This is a genomic window from Echinicola arenosa, assembly GCF_014841125.1.
Lineage (GTDB): Bacteria > Bacteroidota > Bacteroidia > Cytophagales > Cyclobacteriaceae > Echinicola > Echinicola arenosa.
In genome coordinates this window covers 277,106-296,462 of record NZ_JACYTQ010000003.1, presented here as the reverse complement: position 1 = coordinate 296,462, position 19,357 = coordinate 277,106, and the positions used below count along the sequence as shown (strand labels likewise).

13 protein-coding genes are annotated in these 19,357 nt (G+C 42.0%); 4 read left to right on the top strand and 9 right to left on the bottom strand.

All coding sequences use genetic code 11. From position 1 onward, the window contains the following. Positions 1 to 5: 5 nt before the first annotated feature. Together IFO69_RS10465 and IFO69_RS10460 are read right to left on the bottom strand one after the other, a co-directional pair. Positions 6 to 2,627: a thiopeptide-type bacteriocin biosynthesis protein gene (locus IFO69_RS10465; RefSeq protein WP_192010055.1), complete on the bottom strand. Its 2,622-nt coding sequence runs from the start codon at positions 2,625 to 2,627 to the stop codon at positions 6 to 8. Positions 2,628 to 3,037: 410 nt separating this feature from the next. Then, positions 3,038 to 3,535, bottom strand: a complete 498-nt coding sequence (locus IFO69_RS10460; protein WP_192010054.1) for a hypothetical protein — start codon at positions 3,533 to 3,535, stop codon at positions 3,038 to 3,040. A 217-nt stretch (positions 3,536 to 3,752) separates the two neighbouring features. On the opposite strand from IFO69_RS10460, the gene IFO69_RS10455 reads away from it, so the two are divergent. From IFO69_RS10455 to IFO69_RS10440, 4 genes are all read left to right on the top strand, one after another. Further along, entirely contained in the window at positions 3,753 to 4,322 is a 570-nt protein-coding gene (locus tag IFO69_RS10455) for an RNA polymerase sigma factor (RefSeq protein WP_192010053.1), read from the top strand. Between the two features lie 97 nt (positions 4,323 to 4,419). Then, positions 4,420 to 5,373 carry a FecR family protein gene (locus tag IFO69_RS10450; RefSeq protein ID WP_192010052.1) on the top strand — a complete coding sequence of 318 codons (954 nt, stop codon included), beginning with the start codon at positions 4,420 to 4,422 and terminating at the stop codon, positions 5,371 to 5,373. Positions 5,374 to 5,499: 126 nt separating this feature from the next. Next, positions 5,500 to 8,532 (top strand): TonB-dependent receptor, encoded by a 3,033-nt coding sequence (locus IFO69_RS10445; RefSeq protein WP_192010051.1) that lies wholly within the window; start codon positions 5,500 to 5,502, stop codon positions 8,530 to 8,532. 22 nt (positions 8,533 to 8,554) lie between these two features. Next, a complete protein-coding gene (locus tag IFO69_RS10440; protein WP_225444091.1) occupies positions 8,555 to 9,916 on the top strand; it encodes a purple acid phosphatase family protein in 1,362 nt (453 codons plus the stop codon). Between the two features lie 266 nt (positions 9,917 to 10,182). Here the strand turns inward: IFO69_RS10440 and IFO69_RS21730 are convergent, their stop codons facing one another. The 7 genes from IFO69_RS21730 to IFO69_RS10410 all read right to left on the bottom strand — a co-directional run bounded on the left by IFO69_RS21730 (position 10,183) and on the right by IFO69_RS10410 (position 19,334). Then, complete coding sequence (locus IFO69_RS21730) at positions 10,183 to 10,308, bottom strand: hypothetical protein (protein WP_262891624.1); 126 nt, start codon at positions 10,306 to 10,308, stop codon at positions 10,183 to 10,185. 172 nt (positions 10,309 to 10,480) lie between these two features. After that, positions 10,481 to 11,395: a glycerophosphodiester phosphodiesterase family protein gene (locus IFO69_RS10435; RefSeq protein ID WP_192010049.1), complete on the bottom strand. Its 915-nt coding sequence runs from the start codon at positions 11,393 to 11,395 to the stop codon at positions 10,481 to 10,483. Positions 11,396 to 11,492: 97 nt separating this feature from the next. After that, positions 11,493 to 12,473 carry a metallophosphoesterase family protein gene (locus IFO69_RS10430; RefSeq protein WP_192010048.1) on the bottom strand — a complete coding sequence of 327 codons (981 nt, stop codon included), beginning with the start codon at positions 12,471 to 12,473 and terminating at the stop codon, positions 11,493 to 11,495. 34 nt (positions 12,474 to 12,507) lie between these two features. Continuing rightward, a complete protein-coding gene (locus IFO69_RS10425) occupies positions 12,508 to 14,262 on the bottom strand; it encodes a RagB/SusD family nutrient uptake outer membrane protein (RefSeq protein WP_192010047.1) in 1,755 nt (584 codons plus the stop codon). A 5-nt stretch (positions 14,263 to 14,267) separates the two neighbouring features. After that, entirely contained in the window at positions 14,268 to 17,606 is a 3,339-nt protein-coding gene (locus IFO69_RS10420; RefSeq protein WP_192010046.1) for a TonB-dependent receptor, read from the bottom strand. 88 nt (positions 17,607 to 17,694) lie between these two features. Then, a complete protein-coding gene (locus IFO69_RS10415) occupies positions 17,695 to 18,660 on the bottom strand; it encodes a FecR family protein (protein WP_192010045.1) in 966 nt (321 codons plus the stop codon). A 188-nt stretch (positions 18,661 to 18,848) separates the two neighbouring features. Next, the gene (locus tag IFO69_RS10410) at positions 18,849 to 19,334 is read right to left on the bottom strand and encodes an RNA polymerase sigma-70 factor (RefSeq protein ID WP_192010044.1); all 486 of its coding nucleotides are present in this window, start codon (positions 19,332 to 19,334) and stop codon (positions 18,849 to 18,851) included. Between the last annotated feature and the right edge of the window lie 23 nt (positions 19,335 to 19,357).

The window sequence follows — 19,357 nt, the reverse complement described above, 5'->3', positions numbered from 1 at the left end:
GCACATCATACTTTATGTACCATTCTACCCAATTCCCCATACACACAGTACCACACAAAATCTTCGGTACTGTTAGAATTGATTTCAGGAAAAAGTCTATTGATGAACATATGAAAATGATTCCTTGCCAGAGAAATTTGTTGTTCATCATTATGTTCCAATTTGCTATGATTCCCCATCATGTTAAGGTAACCGGCCACGAATATCCGTAACTCCTCTACGCTCATATTTTCCTCATTAAAATCAATACCCTCTGACCACCTTTTGAAATATTTCCTTCTTTCCAAAAGTATTTTCTTTACAAAGTTTACCAAATACGGGTACCATGATTTCCACTTGTCTTTGAGTAAGCATACAATCACCTTAACCACAAAAACAAGCCTATATTCCTCATCTTCCAAAAGAAGGGAATTACTGGACATCAATAAAAATTTTGATTCCAGCGCAAATAACTTTTCTGACACCGCTATCCCCTTTGCACCATACTTCAACAACTCTGGATAGTAATCCCTGGGACAAAAGGATATCACTTCATTGCTTTCCTTAAGGAACAAATACAGGTCTTTTTCAAAGGAAGCCCTATTGATATCAGAAAGTTTAAAACGTAATCTGAGATGATAATTTGGATCACGGTAACATAGGTAATGCCATTGTTCTACGCCGTGGTACCTTTCCACTCTATCCAAAAAAGAAGCTAATTCATTCACTAAAAAATCCAGTACCAGCTGTTGAGAGAGATAAACATATACAACGGCCCAATCCTCTTCTCTTACTTCGATCGGATTAAAATTGACCTGTTCCAATCTCGGCCTTTCTTTCTTTTCAACAGTTACCAGAAATTGAGGAAACAATGGGCTGTCCTTTTGGAAATAGGATCTGTTCTTGATCCATATACATTCCTTCACCCATAATTCCTTCCTGCTTTTCAGTTCATCCAATAAAATATCAACTGAAAGCGGATCCTCAATATCTATCAATAGTTCCTGATCCATTTCACCAATAAGTAAGTACCTGGGTAGCTTCCTTTTTTCAATTTCCTTTCTAATACCCCTAAAATCTTTGACGGGTCGGTAATGCAACAACCATTTGGCTGGGCATAAAATAATTTCCTTCCAGATTAATCTGGGCAGGTATTTGACATGAGGAGGGACTTCCTGATTAAATTTTAACGAAAGCACATTTTGATGGGCCATTTCCCACAATAAACGGGCAATGGGGTGACTTATTAAATTTCTATTTAGAACATGCTGGAAAACAGGCACGACCTCTTTCTTTAGTTTAATGTGGTATAATACTATTCTAGTCTGGTCAAACCCTATATAAAGATCATTCAAGTGAAGGTTTCCTACACTATTTCCCATCATATCTATCTTATAGCTTAAAATATTTCTGTGGGCTGTCAAATAATTATTCTTTGGATTCTCTTCATAGCAGACATCTGCATATATCACATCACCGTCCATGGTCAAGGAGCTACCTATTTGCTTAGCATATTTAAAAATTTCCGTATCATGGGTAAACCTGCCCAAAATCCCAAAGGACCTATCCCCTACCATATCATCCAGAACAATACTGTTTTTTTCTCCTAAGCGATATAAAACAGTTAAATGATGCGATACCTCACACCTTTTAGCTTTAATAAATTCGCTGAGGTCCACGACTTCATGATAAGCTTTTCCACTCAAGCCTAAATAGGGATTCAATACACCATTTTCATGATTACCTTCCTTCTCCATAGCATCATCAGGATGGACTAAAAAATCATGCACTTTGGAATAAGGTTCAAGGAGTTTTTTCAAGGGCACAAAACGATCATCGTAAGTGGAAAAATAGACAGACTTAAATTTATCCAAAAATGCAGATGACATGGGCTGCATCAAAGCGCCCAATTCTTCATAAGCCATTTTTACTACAGCCTTGATTGAAGCTGTTTGATTTAGATTGCCATTTAGCTTACTGAATATAAATTCATTTCCTCCTTTGGATCGTGGTGCTTCTTTTGCTGTAGCTTTTACTGTTTGATTTTCTTCAATCAAAAAACCAGACAAATGCAGTTCTTCCCAAATTGTCTGTATTGATCCATAAGGTATTTGGGCATCAAACAATTGATTAAAACCACTAAAATCAATTACCTTCTCCTCCTCCAAGTACTTATTGATTAAACTCAAAATCCTTCCCTCCTGTAGAAAAACCTCTCCCCACCTTTCTTCTTCGGAGATCAATTCCCACAATACAAAACCTTTCTTGACCTTGTACAAAAATGGGTTTAAAGAGCTCCTCTTTTCTTGCGTCTTTCTGCAAGAAAAATCATCATGAACGGTACAAATGCCTGAATATTCAAGGGTGTTTATTGGGGGTAATTGGGATGCATTCGTCCACTTACCTAAACCAACACCTGCCCATTTTCCAAAGGGTATGGGTCGATATCTCCCTCGTAATAAATATTTCCTGAGTACTTTCTTTTCCTTTACAGATAATTCATCTAAGGTTTTTTCCTTTATAGCATGATAAAATGACCTTGAGGACAAAGATACTGCATCCAATATTCTCCCATAATTATCATTGACAGCCTGATCATTGTAAATATCAAAATCCAATAAGGGTAATCTGTAAAGGTATTCCTCCATGGCTTTTTTTCTTCAATTCTAAGCCTAAGAAACCTTTGTATCAACCTAATCCCCTTCCCAACCACCTAAAGTTGCCTTACTTACACCCAAACAAGTAATCCTTATACATATAACACCAAATGCAAAACTCCAATCAAAATAAGGTAGTAAAGAGTAGTAAATAAGAGTCCTAGCCCCGCAAATTTCATCTTTTCGCTTCCTTTAAAATATTAAATAGCAAAATGACTCTTAATTCATCCAATATCCTCCATTACTTCCTCAATCCCAGATTTCTTAAGGCACTTGCCTCAAGGGCATACCCACCAAACTCTTCTACTACCTCGCCATGGATGCTTTTAAAACAAAGGCAAAATTAATGGAGTATTTTTGAAGACAGGAGGTGGGATGATTGAAAACTGTATGATCCCTGATCAATCTACTTTATGATAAATCAGTTCCCCTACACAATTCGACATGACATCATTACAGGGAAATTCAATGGAAAGGGTATTTCCTCCATCAAGCAGTTTCAGTGTGCCGCTTTGTTGGATGGGATTGGCTTCTTCTTGCAGCACCATTTGCTCCCTTGGGCCATACGGTTCGTTCGGATCCGAAGATACCCAATCATAGAACTCCTCTAATTCCCAAGTGAGATTTGCGCCCTGAAGGCTATATTTACCCATTACCAAGCTAAAGTATCCTTCATCTTCTCCATTTTCGGTTTCCCGAATTGTAATCGCCTGCTCCACCTCACCAGAAACAGTAAAAACTAAACTGTAAGCGTACCAAATATCCTTTTCCCCAGAATAAATGGTCCTTTCATAGGTACCGTTGATATTTTCAGGAGTGGGCACTATCTCATCATCGCTTTTACAGGAGGCCAAGAGTGCCATCAAACAAAAAAAAGAAAATGAAAATGGAAGTTTCATGGTTATGTCTGGTTGTTTCTTTCCTAGACGCAATAACATCCCACAGTGCTACAATTTACTCAAGCCAACCTAATTCTGGTTTCCTTCTGTGTGCTTTTCTTTTCCATCCATTTCCTACAACCTTTCCCTTAGCGTTTTCTTTAATAAATTCTTAACCTACAAAAAGTGATTTTTTATAAAACTATACCCTTTATTTGATGGAATAAACCACCCATCCATGCCATTCGATGAAAGCCCAGATCAAGAATTATTACTCCTAATAAAAAAAGGGGATACCGCGGCATTCGATATGCTTTTCAACAGGCATTGGGAAACATTGTATCTAAAAACTTTTAGCCTGTTGCGGGATCCGGAAACCTGCGAGGACATCATTCAGGATGTTTTTTTAAGGATCTGGCAGAACAGAAAGTCCATTAAGATCAACCATTTCAATTCATACCTCCAGACAAGTGCACGAAATGGAGCCTTTAAAATTTTGGCTAAAAGAAAACTAGAGGCAAACCATCTCAATACATTGACCACCTTGGAATTACTTTATAATGCCGAGGATGAGATGAATGCCAAGGAACTGGAGTCACAAATTATGGCTTCTTTGGAACATCTTCCTGATCGATGTAGGGAAATTTTTTTGATGAGCCGATTTGAAAACATGTCCAATACAGAAATTGCCAAAAAACTCACCCTCAGTAATCGGACCGTAGAAAACCAATTGCACCGTGCCATCAAGCACTTACGTGAAGTCCTACCCTACCTGCTTTGTTGGCACATTTCCAATGGATGGCATTAAGCGAAGGTTACCAAGTTTAAACAATTATTAAATCAGCTTTTTCCAGTGAGTGCTTACCCTGCTTTACCGGTCTATATAGGTGAACAGGGAAAGTACCATGAAAAACCAAAAACAATTGTTGTTTGAAGAATACCTAGAAGGTAAACTGGCCGGAAACCAAAAAAAGCTGGCAGAAGAATTCTATACAATTGAATCTCAACGAATCACCGAATGGGATCCATTGCTCATGGGAAACAAAGAAGAAGTCAAAAGCAGGATAAAACCACATCTTGTCAGCAAGCTGCCCAAGCGCCATAAGCCCTTGGTCAATGTTGCAGCTGTCCTGTTGCTGATGTTGGCGATTTCATATATTTTTCATGCCTCATTGATTCATAGTCCTTCATTGGAGATGGTGCACAAGACTACTGCTTATGGGCAAACCTCCACTATCCAGCTGGAAGATGGCACCCTCATTTATCTAAATGCCGGAAGCACGTTAAGCTACCCCAAAAGTTTTAGTCCGGATTCGCGCCATGTGCAGCTTGTTGGGGAAGCCTTTTTTGAAGTACACCCCGATTCCACCCGCCCCTTCATCGTGAGCACACCAATATTATACACCACGGTACTGGGCACCTCCTTTAATGTGTCTGCCTATCAGGAAGAGCCTACAACTGTAACCGTATCCACCGGAAAGGTATTGATACAGAAAACCGGTTCAAATCAAGAAAAACAGCAGGGCAATGAGGTAATCCTCCTCCCTAATGAGCAGGTCTTTTTGACAGAAACTACCGCTCCTTTGGTCAAATCAATTGTAGATGCGTCAAAATTCAGTTCATGGATAAATGGGCAATACTACTTGGACCAGATGAACATGGGGACACTGACTGGAGTATTGGAAAGGAAATTCGGCGTTAGGTTCATATTCCATGACCCACAGCTCAAAGACTGCCAATTATCTGGTATGGTCAAGAAACAATCCCTTCGGGAACTCATGGAACTACTGGCCACTACTTTGGGCATCGAATATAAAATAAAGGGTAAAAAAGTATACCTATATGGACACCATTGCTAATGTTGAAAAATCAAAGCCTATGTAACACCTCAAAAGAGTGCCGGATGTGTTTGCACCACATCCAGCACCTCGCTTAATCAAAAGCAAGCGTTTCAAATCATTCCAATTTAAAACTGATTCAAAATTATGAAATTAATTACAAAAAAGAGCATACACTTCCTGCTTGGTATAATGTTTTTAAACCTCATTCCCCTGACGGCCACCCAAGCAGCGCATAAAGATGAACTATTAAAAAAAGAAATATCACTCCATGCTAATCATAAACCATTGGGTACCGTTCTGGCCAATATGGATGAGGAGTACCAAATTGGCTTTATCTACAACAACCAATTGCCTGGCCTAAAAAAGTACGTATCCCTCAGGGTATCTAACCTTCCCTTGTCCAGCGTATTGGACAGGTTACTTATTCCCAATAATTTGAATTACAAGGTGGTCTCTGGCCAGATTGCCATCGTGCCTTTCAAACAAGAAACCGAAACCAATGTGATCAACGGAAGTCTAAAAGGAACGGTTACAGGGCTGCCCGATTATATGCCCCTCCCGTATGCAACGGTCAATTTCAAAGGTTCGGACAAATACACGTTAACCAATGACCAGGGACAGTTCTTTTTCCCCTCAGTCCCTACCGGTAGTCATACACTTCAAATAAGCTATTTGGGATATGAATCTCTGGAAAAGCAGATAGAGATCATATCAGGGGAAACCACGGAATTAAAGGTCGAGATGGTTTCCAATATGAGTGAACTTGAAGGCGTTACGATCACCGGGATCAGGCGTGGAGAAGTAAAGGCCCTGAACAGCATGAAAAATGCAGAAAACATTAAATATGTCATGTCTCAGGAACAAATAGAACGCTTTCCGGACCTCACAGTCAGTGAGTCCCTACAGCGAGTTCCTGGGGTAGCTGTTGGTTACAGCTATGGCATTCCCAGGGACATCATTATCAGGGGACTAAGCCAAAGCCTCAGTTCCATGACGCTAAACGGTACCCGCCTTCCGTCCACTGGTGCCGGAGGCAGGGATACTGACCTGAACGGCATCCTGGCCAATTCGATAGAGAGTATAGAGGTGATCAAGACCTTGACCCCTGATCGCGATGCTGATGGCACGGGCGGTGCTGTAAATATTATTACCAAGTCCCCTGCCAAAGATGAAAAGCTATTTGATGCCAAGCTTGCCGGCGGATATAATGGACTGGTGAACAAAGCTACCTACGATGCAGGTCTTACCTTTGGAGAAAGAAAGAAAAAGACCAGCTACATTATCGGTACAAGCTATTCCCGCAACTGGCGTGGGGAAGACCGTGTGGAAAAGGATTATGACACCTATTCGGTAAATGGTACAGAATCAACTTACCTGAGCAACTTGGACTTGGACGGTTATGAAATCAAGCGGGACAATTTGGCCCTTAACGGGGAATTCAAATACTATCCCAATGATAGGTCAGAACTATATCTTCGCGGTTCTTATAACCTTTACTACGAAATCCAAAACAGATTGGAACGTATCTTCAACATCGGAGAGTACACCAGTTCCGACCAAGTGGATAACCTCCGGATAACCCAATCCGGCAACTGGAGGGACTACCACAAAAACCTGCTACAGGCCTCTATGGGCGGCAAAAGTTATATCGGTGATATGAAGCTGGACTATGACCTAACGCTATCTCAGGGTAAATACGATCAGCCCATTTATTACAGTGCTGCGTTTGTACGTGACGGCCTTTCGGCAGGCTTGAATCTTCAAAATCCAATAACCCCGCAGTTCGAATTTAGTGAAGCGGATCCCTACTCCCCTGACCTGTTTACTACCAACAGGTATATCAACCGCCATGACAGATCCGTGGACAGGGATGGTCAGCTTACCTTGAATATTAACAAGCCCTACCAATTGGGAAGACATAAAGGAAATTTAAAGTTTGGGGGAAGGGGAAAGCTAAAATACAATGATAGGTCCAGAAACTATTTTCTCCATGACCTGAACGAAGGATCATTTGTGCTGAGTGATTACCTGTCTGACTATAAAAAAGACGACCATTACGAGGGGGCCTACAATATGGGACAGTTTCCCGAGGCCGAAGCCATGGAAGCCTATTACAACCAGCACCCTGAGCTATTCAGTGATAACGAGACCTATACCCGTCAAAACACGGATCCGGATTCTTTCGAGGGCAGCGAATACCTTGCTGCAGCCTATGTCATGACAGCACTGAATATTGACAACCTCCAAATCATTACCGGCATCCGTTATGAAAAGACAGGATTCGACTATGAAGGTAACCGGGTGAACTTTGATGACCAGGGAAATTATGTAAGCACCAACCCGATATCAACCGACCGGACTTTTGATGGTTGGTTCCCTTCCATAAACCTTCGATATGCCCTTGGCAAAGGTACCAACATCAGGGGAGCAGTAACCCGTTCATTATCCCGGCCCAGTTATTATGACCTGGTACCATGGGAAGAAGTGGAAACTAGAAGAAACCGTGTAAAAATGGGCAACCCTGACCTCACCCAGTCAACTTCCATCAATTATGATATCCTATTTGAACATTATTTTAAGTCAGTAGGTATTTTGTCGGGTGGTGTGTTTATGAAAAACATCAATGATTATATCTACGAAAGTTCCTACATTCAAGAAGGAGGAACTTATGATGGTTATACGGTCAACCAAACCGTCAACGGTGCCAATGCCATTGCTCGGGGATTTGAACTGGCTTGGCAGCAGCAGCTTACCTTCCTACCCGGCATTTGGAACGGTCTGGGTATTTACGCCAACTACACCTATGTCAACAGTGAATTTGAAATTCCCGGTACCCAGTCCACCAGAACCGTAAAACTTCCGGAAATGCGACCGCATGTCGGCAATGTCTCCCTTTCTTATGAAAAATTCGGCTTTTCCGGAAGGCTGTCCATGTATTTCTACGGCACTTTTAATTCCGAACTGGCAGAGAATCCAGAAAATGACCTCCAAGAAAAAGGAAGAAAGCAACTCGATTTTTCCGCTTCCCAACAATTGACCGATCGCCTTAGTCTATTCATCGGAGTCAACAATCTCACGAATGAGCCAATATCCGACATCTATCGTGACGGGCGCCGCCAAAACGATGCAGTTTACGGACGTTGGGGACAATTAGGCTTAAGATTTAAAACCTATTGATTATAAAAAAAATAAAATGACCATGCAGTTGAAGACAATCCTATTCTTGCTTTTCCTATTCATAGGCTTAAAACAGTTACTTGCCCAGGATTTTCGGCCCAGTCCCTTTCCTGACAGGATTGTACTGACCTGGAACGGGGATCCCCGCTATACCCAGGCCGTATCTTGGAGAACGAACAGCCAGATTCAAAAGGGGATTGCCCAGATTACAATAGCCCCTGACTCCCCCCACCTCGAAGAATCAGCCAAAAGCTATTCTTCAAAAACAGAAGTGCTACATCATGAAGGAGACAGTGCTGTTTATCACACCGTTACCTTCGAAGGCCTAGAACCAGGAAGCTTATACGCCTATAGGGTGGGAGCTGAAAACCATTGGAGTGAGTGGTTCCATTTCAAAACAGCATCTTTAGAACCGGAGGAGTTTACCTTCATCTATTTTGGTGATGCACAAAACGACCTAAAGTCCCGTTGGTCTAGGGTCATCAGACAGGCCTATAGTTCGATGTCCGATGCTGCGTTCATGTTGCATGCTGGAGACCTGATCAATCGGACACATGCAGATTCAGAATGGGGTGAGTGGAACCATGCGGGTGGCTTTATCCATGCAATGATTCCCAGTATCCCCACCCCCGGCAACCATGAGTATGACAGGGATGACCAAGGAAAGCTAGAGCTGGATGTCCATTGGCGAAAACAGTTCAACTTACCGTTGAACGGACCTAAAGGTTTCGAGGAGACGGTCTACTACACCGATTATGGCAATGCCAGAATCATCTCCCTAAACTCCCAGGAAATCGTGTTGAATGATAGTTCCAGAACCCAGCAGTACAAATGGTTGGAAAAGGTCCTTCAGGAAAATAAACAGACCTGGACGGTCATCACCTTCCACCATCCTATTTACTCCTCCAGCTCAGGAAGGGATAACCGGGAATTCAGGGAGGCCTTTCAACCACTATTTGAAGCATATGGGGTAGACCTTATTTTACAAGGTCATGACCATACGTATGGGCGTGGACATAATCTCTCAACCGGTGTGTCTGGCAAGCCTGTTCAGGGGAAAGGCCCAGTTTATGTGGTCTCGGTAAGTGGTCCCAAAATGTACGAACTGACCCCTAACAAATGGATGGACCGAGCAGCTTCAGAAACGCAACTTTACCAGTTTATCACCATTAAGGACCGTAAGCTGACTTATAGGGCCCATACAGCCACCGGGCAGCTTTATGATGGGTTTTACATTGAAAAAGATGAGGAAGGGAACAATTCATTTATCGATGAAGCAGAAAAAGCCATTGATGAAAGAACTGCCCTCCCACCTCGCAAGGTAAAGGAAAAAACACCAAAGGAGCTGGAAGAATATGAGAAAGTGTATCCGAAAAAACACTAAGTAACCGATACCTATAATTTGCATTTTAACTTAAAATACAAACCAGCTAAGTTGATTTATGATAAATTAACTTAGCTGGTTTTTTGACTTATATTCTGAGCCAATAAGTTAAGATTCCCTGATAGAACGAAATGCTAAAAGGACCATTAGTTCTAACCTGTTTACCTTATGATGCCCATTAAACTACATCTTCCTATTTTGGGATTTTATTTTTCCTGAAACCAGGCACTATTTTATCAATCATTTCCAAAAACATTCTACATTATTCAACCCCACTCCCTCATCTCTCCTACTTCAAAGGCATACACCCCAAACTCTTCTACCACCTGACCATAGACCCCATTCTCCATTCTCCATTCCCCATTCTCCAGTCCCCCGTCCCCATTCCACATTCCCAATGCTCCAACCCAGCAGCCTCGCTCCCGTCCCCATTCCCAATTCTCCCGTCTTCAGTCTTCAGTCCTCATTCTCCATTCCCAATTCCCGAGAGTTGTTCTGGGATTTATCATTATTGTAGTATTAATCTCTATTCTAGGAAAATACACTTAAGTAACTGAAATACAATTATTCAACACCACTCACCATCTCCAAAGATTTGGCCACCTCAATGGGGTAATCCGATTCCAAAACATCTGCTCCCTCTTCAAATACCTTTCTATAGGAAGCAAATTGCTCCGCTTTGTTATCCATTTTATCATAGCTGGGAGCAGCTGAGATCATGACCAGCACACCTTTGGCGTGCAGCTGATCATAAAGAGCCTGATTTTCTGGCTTGCTCAAGGGACCAACATAAGCCATAATCTGGCTCCAAGGGATACCTGCCTCCTCATAAGACTTGAATTCTTCTTCGCTGCGGATAAAGGCCGAAAACATAAAATCAGGGTGTTGCTCCAAATAATAGCTTGCTTCACTGGGATCATGGACCGTGATCATCACATGATCAAATGCATTGAGTCTTTTGACCAGAGCTGCTGTCATCTCCATGGGAACATCCTTATGATCAAGATTAACTACGGTCTTTCCCTTGCTCCATACAATTACTTCTTCGAGTGAAGGGATCTTAAAATCAGTCAGAACGCCATTAACATCCTTCAAATATAGCTGCTGGGCCTCCTTCCATAAAAGATCCCTTAATTTCCCATGCCCGTTGGTAGTCCGTTCCAGACTGGCATCATGCATCAGCACAATAACGCTATCCTTGGTTAACCTGGGGTCAATTTCAAAAAAAGCTGGGGTATGTTTCAAAGTATTGGCAAAGGCCTCTATACTGTTTTCAGGATAACCGCTCTCCTTTCCGCCCCGATGCCCACTGATTAGTGGACAGTTCCTTCCCGTATAGGTGAAATATTCATGCAGCTCTTGGGCCGCAGCAAAGCTTATAAAGTTGCGTTTACCTTCTCCACTTGTTTGGCCATAAGCGCCAAACAGGTTTATAAAGAGACATAGAAAAACTCCATGTAATACCTTAATCGTTTTCATTCTATCCAAATAATTTGAACAAGGGCCAAAACACTTTTAAACTTTGGTTATAAAAGTATTTTGACCCATGATTGTTATGTTGATTTAATTAGATTCCCTATTCAAGAGAAATGATCACCTCATTGGCCGATCTATTACCCGTTTCTGAAACTAAGATCTGGTCTTCGGTAAGCTTGATCAATCGCCAGTTCTCCACACTGTTTACCAGTGCTGCTGTCTGCACCTGGACGAAGCCATCCTTATCGTTGGGATAGTTTCTGATAATATCCTTATGGTGATGGCCTGCCACTACCAGCTTACAAGAAGGATGTTTCTGGAGGACCTTGTAAAAGGCATTTTTTTCGCTTACTTTGGCGCCGAATGGAATATGCATAAATATGATTTCTACATCATCCTGGGAAGCATTCAACTCATTTTCCAACCAATATTCCTGTGGTTTGCTAATATAGGGAACATCAGTATCGTCTTCTTCTTTGAATTCATAAAAGCTATCATCAAGAAAAATCAGTTTATATTGGGTCTTACCGACTCCGAGTTTTTTGCTATAGTAGGTCCCGTTTTTAAAATCCTCCAGATTTCTGATCCACAGGGCGCGGGCCTTTCCGGTATGGTACTGATGGTGCAACAGTTTGTACTCCAAGGAATCGTCCCACCCAAAGGTAAAGGTTTCATGGTTGCCCATGGTCAGGTGGATGGGTACGTCATATTCATCCAACAATTTTGAGAATTGTCGGGTCTGAATATCCAAAATGGAGCCATCCCCTACTTCAGATTCAAAGAAATCAATCAGGTCTCCCGTGGCCACTACCATGTCACTTTTGGTTTTTGCCGGCACCGTTGAAAGGAATTCCCTAAACCTGCCCTCACCGAGGTGATAATCTTTCTTTTGGCGATAAACCATCATTTCCTCAATATAGGCCTCCGGATTAAATATGACATGCAGATCGGTAATATGGAGAATCGAAACAGTATCCTTCTGTGCCTTGGCTTCTCCAAAAACCAATACCAAAAAAAGTACGGCAATTATCTTGAAGGTTACCATTCTCATTATATCTCTTACCATTAAATTGTTTTCCATTTTTATTATTGTCCAAGTGAAATCAATAGCCCCCTTAGTATCCAGGGTTTTGTGTAAGGCTGGGGTTGATATCTATTTCCTGTTGCGGAACAGGCCATACCTCATCTTTATTAATTTGATAAACCACTTCCTGGGTGGTAAAGTAATTGGTGGCCTCTGCCTGATCATAAATAGGTGTATGGTTCTCATCAATATCCACCACCACATTACTGCTCCATGTATTTCCGTTCCTGTTCAAATAAATCACCCCATTCATTACCTGGTCGGCAATCCCCCATCTTCTGATATCATACCACCTCAATCCATCATTGCAAAGTTCGATTTTACGTTCATACCTCAAGATGGACCTTAACTCTGACTGGGAAAGGTTTTTGTCCAATTCTGGCATACCTGCCCTACGCCTGATCTGGTCAATGGCTTCGTAAACTGTGGCATCAATATCATTCGATTCAATCTTGGCTTCAGCATAAATCAAAAGCAATTCGGCAAACCTGAACACCCCTAGGTTGAGGTCAGAGACGCCTCTTGACGAATTGGTCAGGTAATCGGCATTATCGGTATGTTTCCTCCATAGATAACCGCTGAAAGTCCGGTAAGCATTTTTGGAATCCGTATTGGAAACCATTACGGGAGCATTGGATTCCCCATTGATCAATGGCCAGTAATTATTGACCTGATCGAAGGTCGTATTGGTTTCGAACTGGAAGCCCATCAATCTTGCATGCGGTCTGGCACAATACATGTCCAATCTCGGATCCCTGCTCTTGAAAGGCGCATTGGCATCGTAAAGTGGCGATTCATCTATCGGCAGTCCATCGATACACTGGAAAGAATCGATAAGGTTTTGGGTTGGCCCCCAGTAGCTACATCCTTTTCCTAACCTGGATCCAAAATAGTATCCTTGGTTATGGGTGTTCCCTGAAATATTCTGGTTGTACTCAAACACCCAGATCCATTCACTACTATTGCGATAACCATCATAGCCAAATATATTGGAGCATTCTGGCTCTCCGGACTGATGGTCTTGGTTGGCAAACTGACTTGACCCATCAAAGGGGGTCAAAGCATATATCCCATTGGCCAACTCAAGTGCTTTCTTCGAAGCCTCTGCTGCCACACCAAATTGTCCGGCATACAATGCCACCCTGGCTTTCAACATATAAGCGGCCACACTGCCTACCCTGACATTTCCATATGCAGGTTGAGCAGCAGGAAGATGGTCCGCAATATCGCTCATTTCATCGATGATCCATTGTTGGACCTCAGCTTTTGAAGTCCTTGGAAGGTTGTTGGCATCATTCAAACCCAAGGCATTCAATACCAGTGGGACATCCCCATAGAGTTCTATTAATTTAGAATAACAATAAGCTCTAATTACCCTTAGCTCGGCATCTAATTGATTGAACTTTTCCTCGGATATGGAGTTCCGAATATTCTCCAGGTTATCCAATACCGTATGGCACCTGGCAATGGTCTTGTAATGATATTCCCAGGGCTTGGTTGCCAGGGCATTGTCCGTGGTCAATGAACTGGTAATGGGAGAAGTATAGTTATTGCTGGGACGGGCATATCCTATGTCGCTAATATTGTCCATCACATGTAAAAATGGGGTATTGGCGGCATCCAATAGAGTAAGGCCTTTGTAAGCGGCCAAAAGACCCATTGTAGCTTCTTCCTCAGTAGCAGGAAATGTACCCGTGGTTGGCCCGTTCATGGGCAATCTATCCAGGTCGCAGGCACTAAGCATGCCCAAAGTCAGTAACAGTATATAAGTTATATTTCGTTTCATGGTAATTAAAATTTAATATCTAGACCTAAGGAATACATTTTAACTTGGGGATAGTAGGCACCACTTCCCAATGAAACTCCGGCAGAGGCATTGGCATTGTAGTTTACTTCGGGGTCATAACCTTGCCAAAAATCCGTTTTGGTAAACAGGTTCTGGCCATTTGCATACAAGTAGACATTGTCAACTTTAAGTTTCTCCAACCATTTTTTTGGCAATTCATAGCCAACCTGCAGGTTTTTGAGTCTTAGGTATGAGGCACTTTTCATCCAATAGGTAGAATTCTGGGTATTGTTGGTGGAGGTGGTGGATAGCCTTGGAAATGCTGCATCTGTATTGTCAGCTGTCCAGTAATCCAATTGCCAGGTTTTTACGGCACTGGAATTGACTGCCGGTATTACATAATGGGAATTCAGGTAACCGTCCACTTTGCCTACACCTTGGAACAGGGCATATAACTTAATGCCTTTCCACCCGAGGTTAAGGTTCATCGCATAGGTATACCTTGGGATGGTATTCCCTATCATTACCTTGTCATCATCATTGATTTTGCCATCGGGAATTGGATTATTGTTCTCATCAAAGTCGCCTGCAATATCCCTATATCTGATATCACCTGGCTGCAAGGTTCCAAATTGTGTTGGCCCAGCATCTATTTCCTCTTGGGACTGGTACAACCCATCAGCTACATAACCATAAATGGAGTTGATGGCAAATCCTTCCTCCTGTCGCAGCAGGGTCCCCGAAGTTTGGCCCCGCATATCCGTGATCTTGTTTTTGACATCAGCAAGGTTAAATCCAAGGTTTAGATCAAAATCACCCCATTGCTTGTCATAATTGGCGCCTAATTCCCATCCCTTATTTTCCACAACTGCAGCATTTTGGTAGGGGGCGTTGAGACCTGTCAACTGCGAGGTATACAAGGTCAATAAGATGCCATCCGTAACTTTTTTATACCAATCTGCCGTTAGGGAGAAATGGTCATCGAACAGACTGATATCCAATCCTATATCGGTTACCGTGGTCTCTTCCCAGCGTAAGTCAGGGTTGGACATGGTATTCAAGGTTACCAGCTGGTGGATCTGTTCTGCCATGGATATGCTTCCCACGGCCAAAGTTTCCATATATGGATAATAGGAGCTACCAATATTCTGATTTCCAAGTTGGCCCCAAGAACCCCTAATTTTTATCTGGTCGATAAAATGCCTTGTCCCGGCCATAAAGGGCTCTTCGGAGAGCAACCATCCGGCAGAGAAGGATGGAAAAGCGGCCCATCGATTCTCAGGGCTGAACCTGGAAGAACCATCATATCTAAAATTGGCCTCAAAGAGGTAACGGTCCTTGAAATCATAGTTCAGTCTTCCAAAGCCAGATACCAATACCCATTGTGCATGGGTGCCATTATTGTCCTTTGTGGCATCATCAGCTCCTGCGGCAAGCACTTCATAAGTATCATAGGTATAATCCCTCCTATATCCCATCAAATACTTTTGGTCATAGGATTCCTTGGAAGTACCCAATAAAAGCTTGAAATGGTGGTTTTTCCAATACTTCTCAGCGTGGGTCAGAAATTGGTAGTTTTCAAAATAATAACGGTAAGCGGTTTCAGTAAGACTTGTAAAAGTATATGCTGCACCAGACTCCGAACCATCATCATTGTAGGTCATGATGCTTTTAGAAAATTCATGTGTATTTCTGGTACGGTACCGGGGTGCCATTTTTCCGGTCAGGGTCAACCATTCCAAGGGTTTTACATCCACAGTAAGGTTACCGATCAATTCAATGTTGTTGGTCCTTTCATTGCCCCCCTCAGCGATTTGAGCTACCGGGTTAACGTTTACCCAGCCTTCTGACCATTGCCCGGCTCTTTTGATGGGGATATTGGTAGGCATACGTCCCAAATAATTCCAAATATCCCCTTCATGGGCAATCTGCTTCCTATCACTGTTGTTGAAGGACATGTCAAATTTAATGGCCAGCATATCACTGGGCTTGATGTCCATATTGTTTCTTACAATGATCCTTTTAAACCCTGTGTTTTCTATGATACCCTGTTGGTCGGTATAACTAATGGAAGGCATGACATAAATCTTATCGGAATTCGCCATCAAGGACAAAAAGTGGTTCTGCGTCAATCCTGAACCATTTAAAATCGCTTGCTGCCAGTCATAATTATCGGGATTTTCTGCGTATTTTGACTGAAAGTCATTTATTTCATCTTCACTATAGAGTGGATATCCATAATCATTGTTGTTGGCTTCGTTAAAAACCTCCATAAATGTCAGTCCATCGGTAACTTTTGGGATAAAGGTAGCCTCACTTTTCCCCACATAAGTCTTGTAATTAAGGGCAAATTTATCAGCAGAAGCCCTTTTGGTAGTTACCAATACAACACCGTTGGCAGCTCGTGAACCATATATGGCTGCAGAAGCCGCATCCTTGAGCACAGATATGGATTCAATCTGATTGACATCAATCATATTTAAATTCCCCGCCACTCCATCAATTAAAATAAGAGGGGAGCTATCCGATCCACCGAATGAATTGATGCCCCTGATCCTTATCTGTCCACCATCCGCACCGGGAGCGCCAGTCTGTTGGGTCACGGTAACCCCAGGAGCCAGTCCCTGAAGGGCTGCAGAAGTGGATACCACGGGCCTTTCTTCAAGCTGCTTGGCCTCTATTTTTGATATGGATCCGGTAAGCTGTTCTTTTAGTTGACGACCATAACCCACTACCACAAACTCATTCATCCCAGTGGTTTCCATGACCAGGCTGATCGAAAACTCCCGCTGACTCCCGATGGGGAGTTCCTGAGCTTGGTAACCGATATAGGTAAACAACATTGTTGCTCCAGATGGGGCCTTTAGTGTAAAGTTTCCTTCAATATCGGTGGCCGTACCAATTGATGTACCTTTTAGACGTACCGTAACACCTACCAGGGCTTCGCCTGTTTCGGCATCTGTAACTTTTCCATGGACAAGTTCTTCTTTTGCTACGGTTTTGACCAAAACAATATGGTTGTTTTGGATTTTATGGGATATACCTGTACCAGAAAACACACTGTCCAAGGTACTCTCCAAAGTCAGCCCACTTACATTGATCCTAATGTTTTGCTGAAGGCCAATTTGGGAGGCATTGTAGACAAAATCCTTATTGGTCTGCCCGTCCACTTCCTGGATGACATCCAAAAGCGGTCTTGTACCTGGTTTCAGTTGAATCTTTTGTGCCCATGCGGGACAGGCCATAAGAAAGGATACGATAAGGAAAAGCAAGCTTGCTTTAAAACAGAAAGGGCATGACAATTCCTTATAAGTAGTATTTTGTAAAATACTATTATTCTTCATAATTTTAGATGTTTTTAAATGATCAAAAAGGAGATTTTAGAAATTACCGAAGGAAGTGTTACCGCACTTCCTTTTTCATTTTGGGGCACTAGGGAGAATAATTCTTCATGGTAAATTGGTTTGTGGTTATGGTATTGAGTAGATCTACTATTTCTTGTGGGCTGTCATTTTCGATGGTCATGGTTATGAGGTCACCATCAGCCAGTTTGCTATCGGCATTAAGCTGGATCCCATAAAAATTCTCTATTTTTCTTACTGCCAAGGATAAAGGGACATCTTTGAGCACCAACTTATTGCTTTTCCATGCAATGTGGTCCATCGTATTGAAACGCTTTAAAGTGGTACTTTTTTCAACTTTATGGTATATCACTTGTTCTCCCGGTTTGATAAACAATTCAGCAGAGAGTCCATCAGAATAACTAATACTTCCCTCTTCCAGGCTGGTGCTTATCGTGGGGGCCCATTCATAGGCATTTATATTGAACTGCGTTCCATAAACCTTTACTTTTATGTTTCCTGTTTTAACAACAAAGGATTTCATCGTGTTCTTTTTCACGTCAAACCAAGCCTCTCCCTCAAGGGTGACTTTTCTATCCTCTTGACCAAAATCATTTGAAACGACCAATTTACTTCCCGCATTCAGCCAAACCAATGTACCATCTGCCAACATTACCGATTTCGTTTCACCAGTATTCGTCTGGTATATGGTTTCCTTTTGTGGCCCTTCCTTTTCAGGACCAAAGCGCCAAAAAACAGAAAATGCAATTAAGATCAATACTGAAGCAGCAGCACCCATTAACCATTTGTATCGATCGGAATGAATACTTTTTTTCTCTATCCCTTCTTCCAATTTAAGCCACTGGTCCTCAATCTCATTTTTGGAAAGGTAATCAGGGTGGTCCTCTTCCTCATAGAGTTTTTTTAATTTCAGAAATAGATTGACATTTTCCTCACTTTCCTCCAGCCATTGCTGGATGAGCTCATTATCCTTTGCATCCGTCTTTTTTTGGATGAATGCCAATAGCTTCTGCTGTATGTAGATATTGTTTCTCATTCTATTTAGCTATACAATGTATTGGTAAACTACCCTTACAGCAGCCGTCAAATTTTTAAAAAAGTTGATTGGACTAATTGAGAAATGTCCCAATGGGCTTAAGCCCTTTACTGTATTGAAATGAAAAAAATTATCCGCACCTATCCTTTCCACTAATTGTGATGGATAAGATAGTGTATAAGGTAAAACTATATTTTCTTGAGGTATGATTTTAGGGCATGGAGGGATCTTCGAATTTGCGTTTCCACGGTTCTTGGAGATATTCCCAGTTGTTCTGCTATTTCGGAGTATTTCAACCCTTCTTTTCTGCTTAATAAAAAAATCTGCCTCCTCTGTTCTGGAAGGGAATCAATAGCATGATCTATGGCTTGTTCCAGCTCCCTGTACTCCATTAAATGTTGCTCGAAAGGTTCCGCTATTTCCGAATCCAGAAATTCAAAAGTAGAGTTGATCCTGATTTTCTTCAGGTGGTTGATGCTATGGTTGTGGGCAATCTGGAAAAGGTATGGCTTAAGGCTATCCACATCCGTATCCAACCTATCTCGATATTCCCATAATTTCAAAAAAGTATCATTGGTTATTTCCTTGGCACTCTCCGGGTCTTTTATCATTCTATTGGCGTAGGCAAATAATACATTGTAGTATTTATCAAAAATGGTTTTGTAGCTTTTCAAACAGCCCCGCTTAATATTTCTTA

Coding starts and splice junctions, on each gene's coding strand:
- IFO69_RS10465 (WP_192010055.1), bottom strand. CDS start 2,627: ATGGAGGAATACCTTTACAGATTACCCTTATTGGATTTTGATATTTAC.
- IFO69_RS10460 (WP_192010054.1), bottom strand. CDS start 3,535: ATGAAACTTCCATTTTCATTTTCTTTTTTTTGTTTGATGGCACTCTTG.
- IFO69_RS10455 (WP_192010053.1), top strand. CDS start 3,753: ATGCCATTCGATGAAAGCCCAGATCAAGAATTATTACTCCTAATAAAA.
- IFO69_RS10450 (WP_192010052.1), top strand. CDS start 4,420: ATGAAAAACCAAAAACAATTGTTGTTTGAAGAATACCTAGAAGGTAAA.
- IFO69_RS10445 (WP_192010051.1), top strand. CDS start 5,500: ATGAAATTAATTACAAAAAAGAGCATACACTTCCTGCTTGGTATAATG.
- IFO69_RS10440 (WP_225444091.1), top strand. CDS start 8,555: ATGCAGTTGAAGACAATCCTATTCTTGCTTTTCCTATTCATAGGCTTA.
- IFO69_RS21730 (WP_262891624.1), bottom strand. CDS start 10,308: ATGTGGAATGGGGACGGGGGACTGGAGAATGGGGAATGGAGAATGGAG.
- IFO69_RS10435 (WP_192010049.1), bottom strand. CDS start 11,395: ATGAAAACGATTAAGGTATTACATGGAGTTTTTCTATGTCTCTTTATA.
- IFO69_RS10430 (WP_192010048.1), bottom strand. CDS start 12,473: ATGGAAAACAATTTAATGGTAAGAGATATAATGAGAATGGTAACCTTC.
- IFO69_RS10425 (WP_192010047.1), bottom strand. CDS start 14,262: ATGAAACGAAATATAACTTATATACTGTTACTGACTTTGGGCATGCTT.
- IFO69_RS10420 (WP_192010046.1), bottom strand. CDS start 17,606: ATGAAGAATAATAGTATTTTACAAAATACTACTTATAAGGAATTGTCA.
- IFO69_RS10415 (WP_192010045.1), bottom strand. CDS start 18,660: ATGAGAAACAATATCTACATACAGCAGAAGCTATTGGCATTCATCCAA.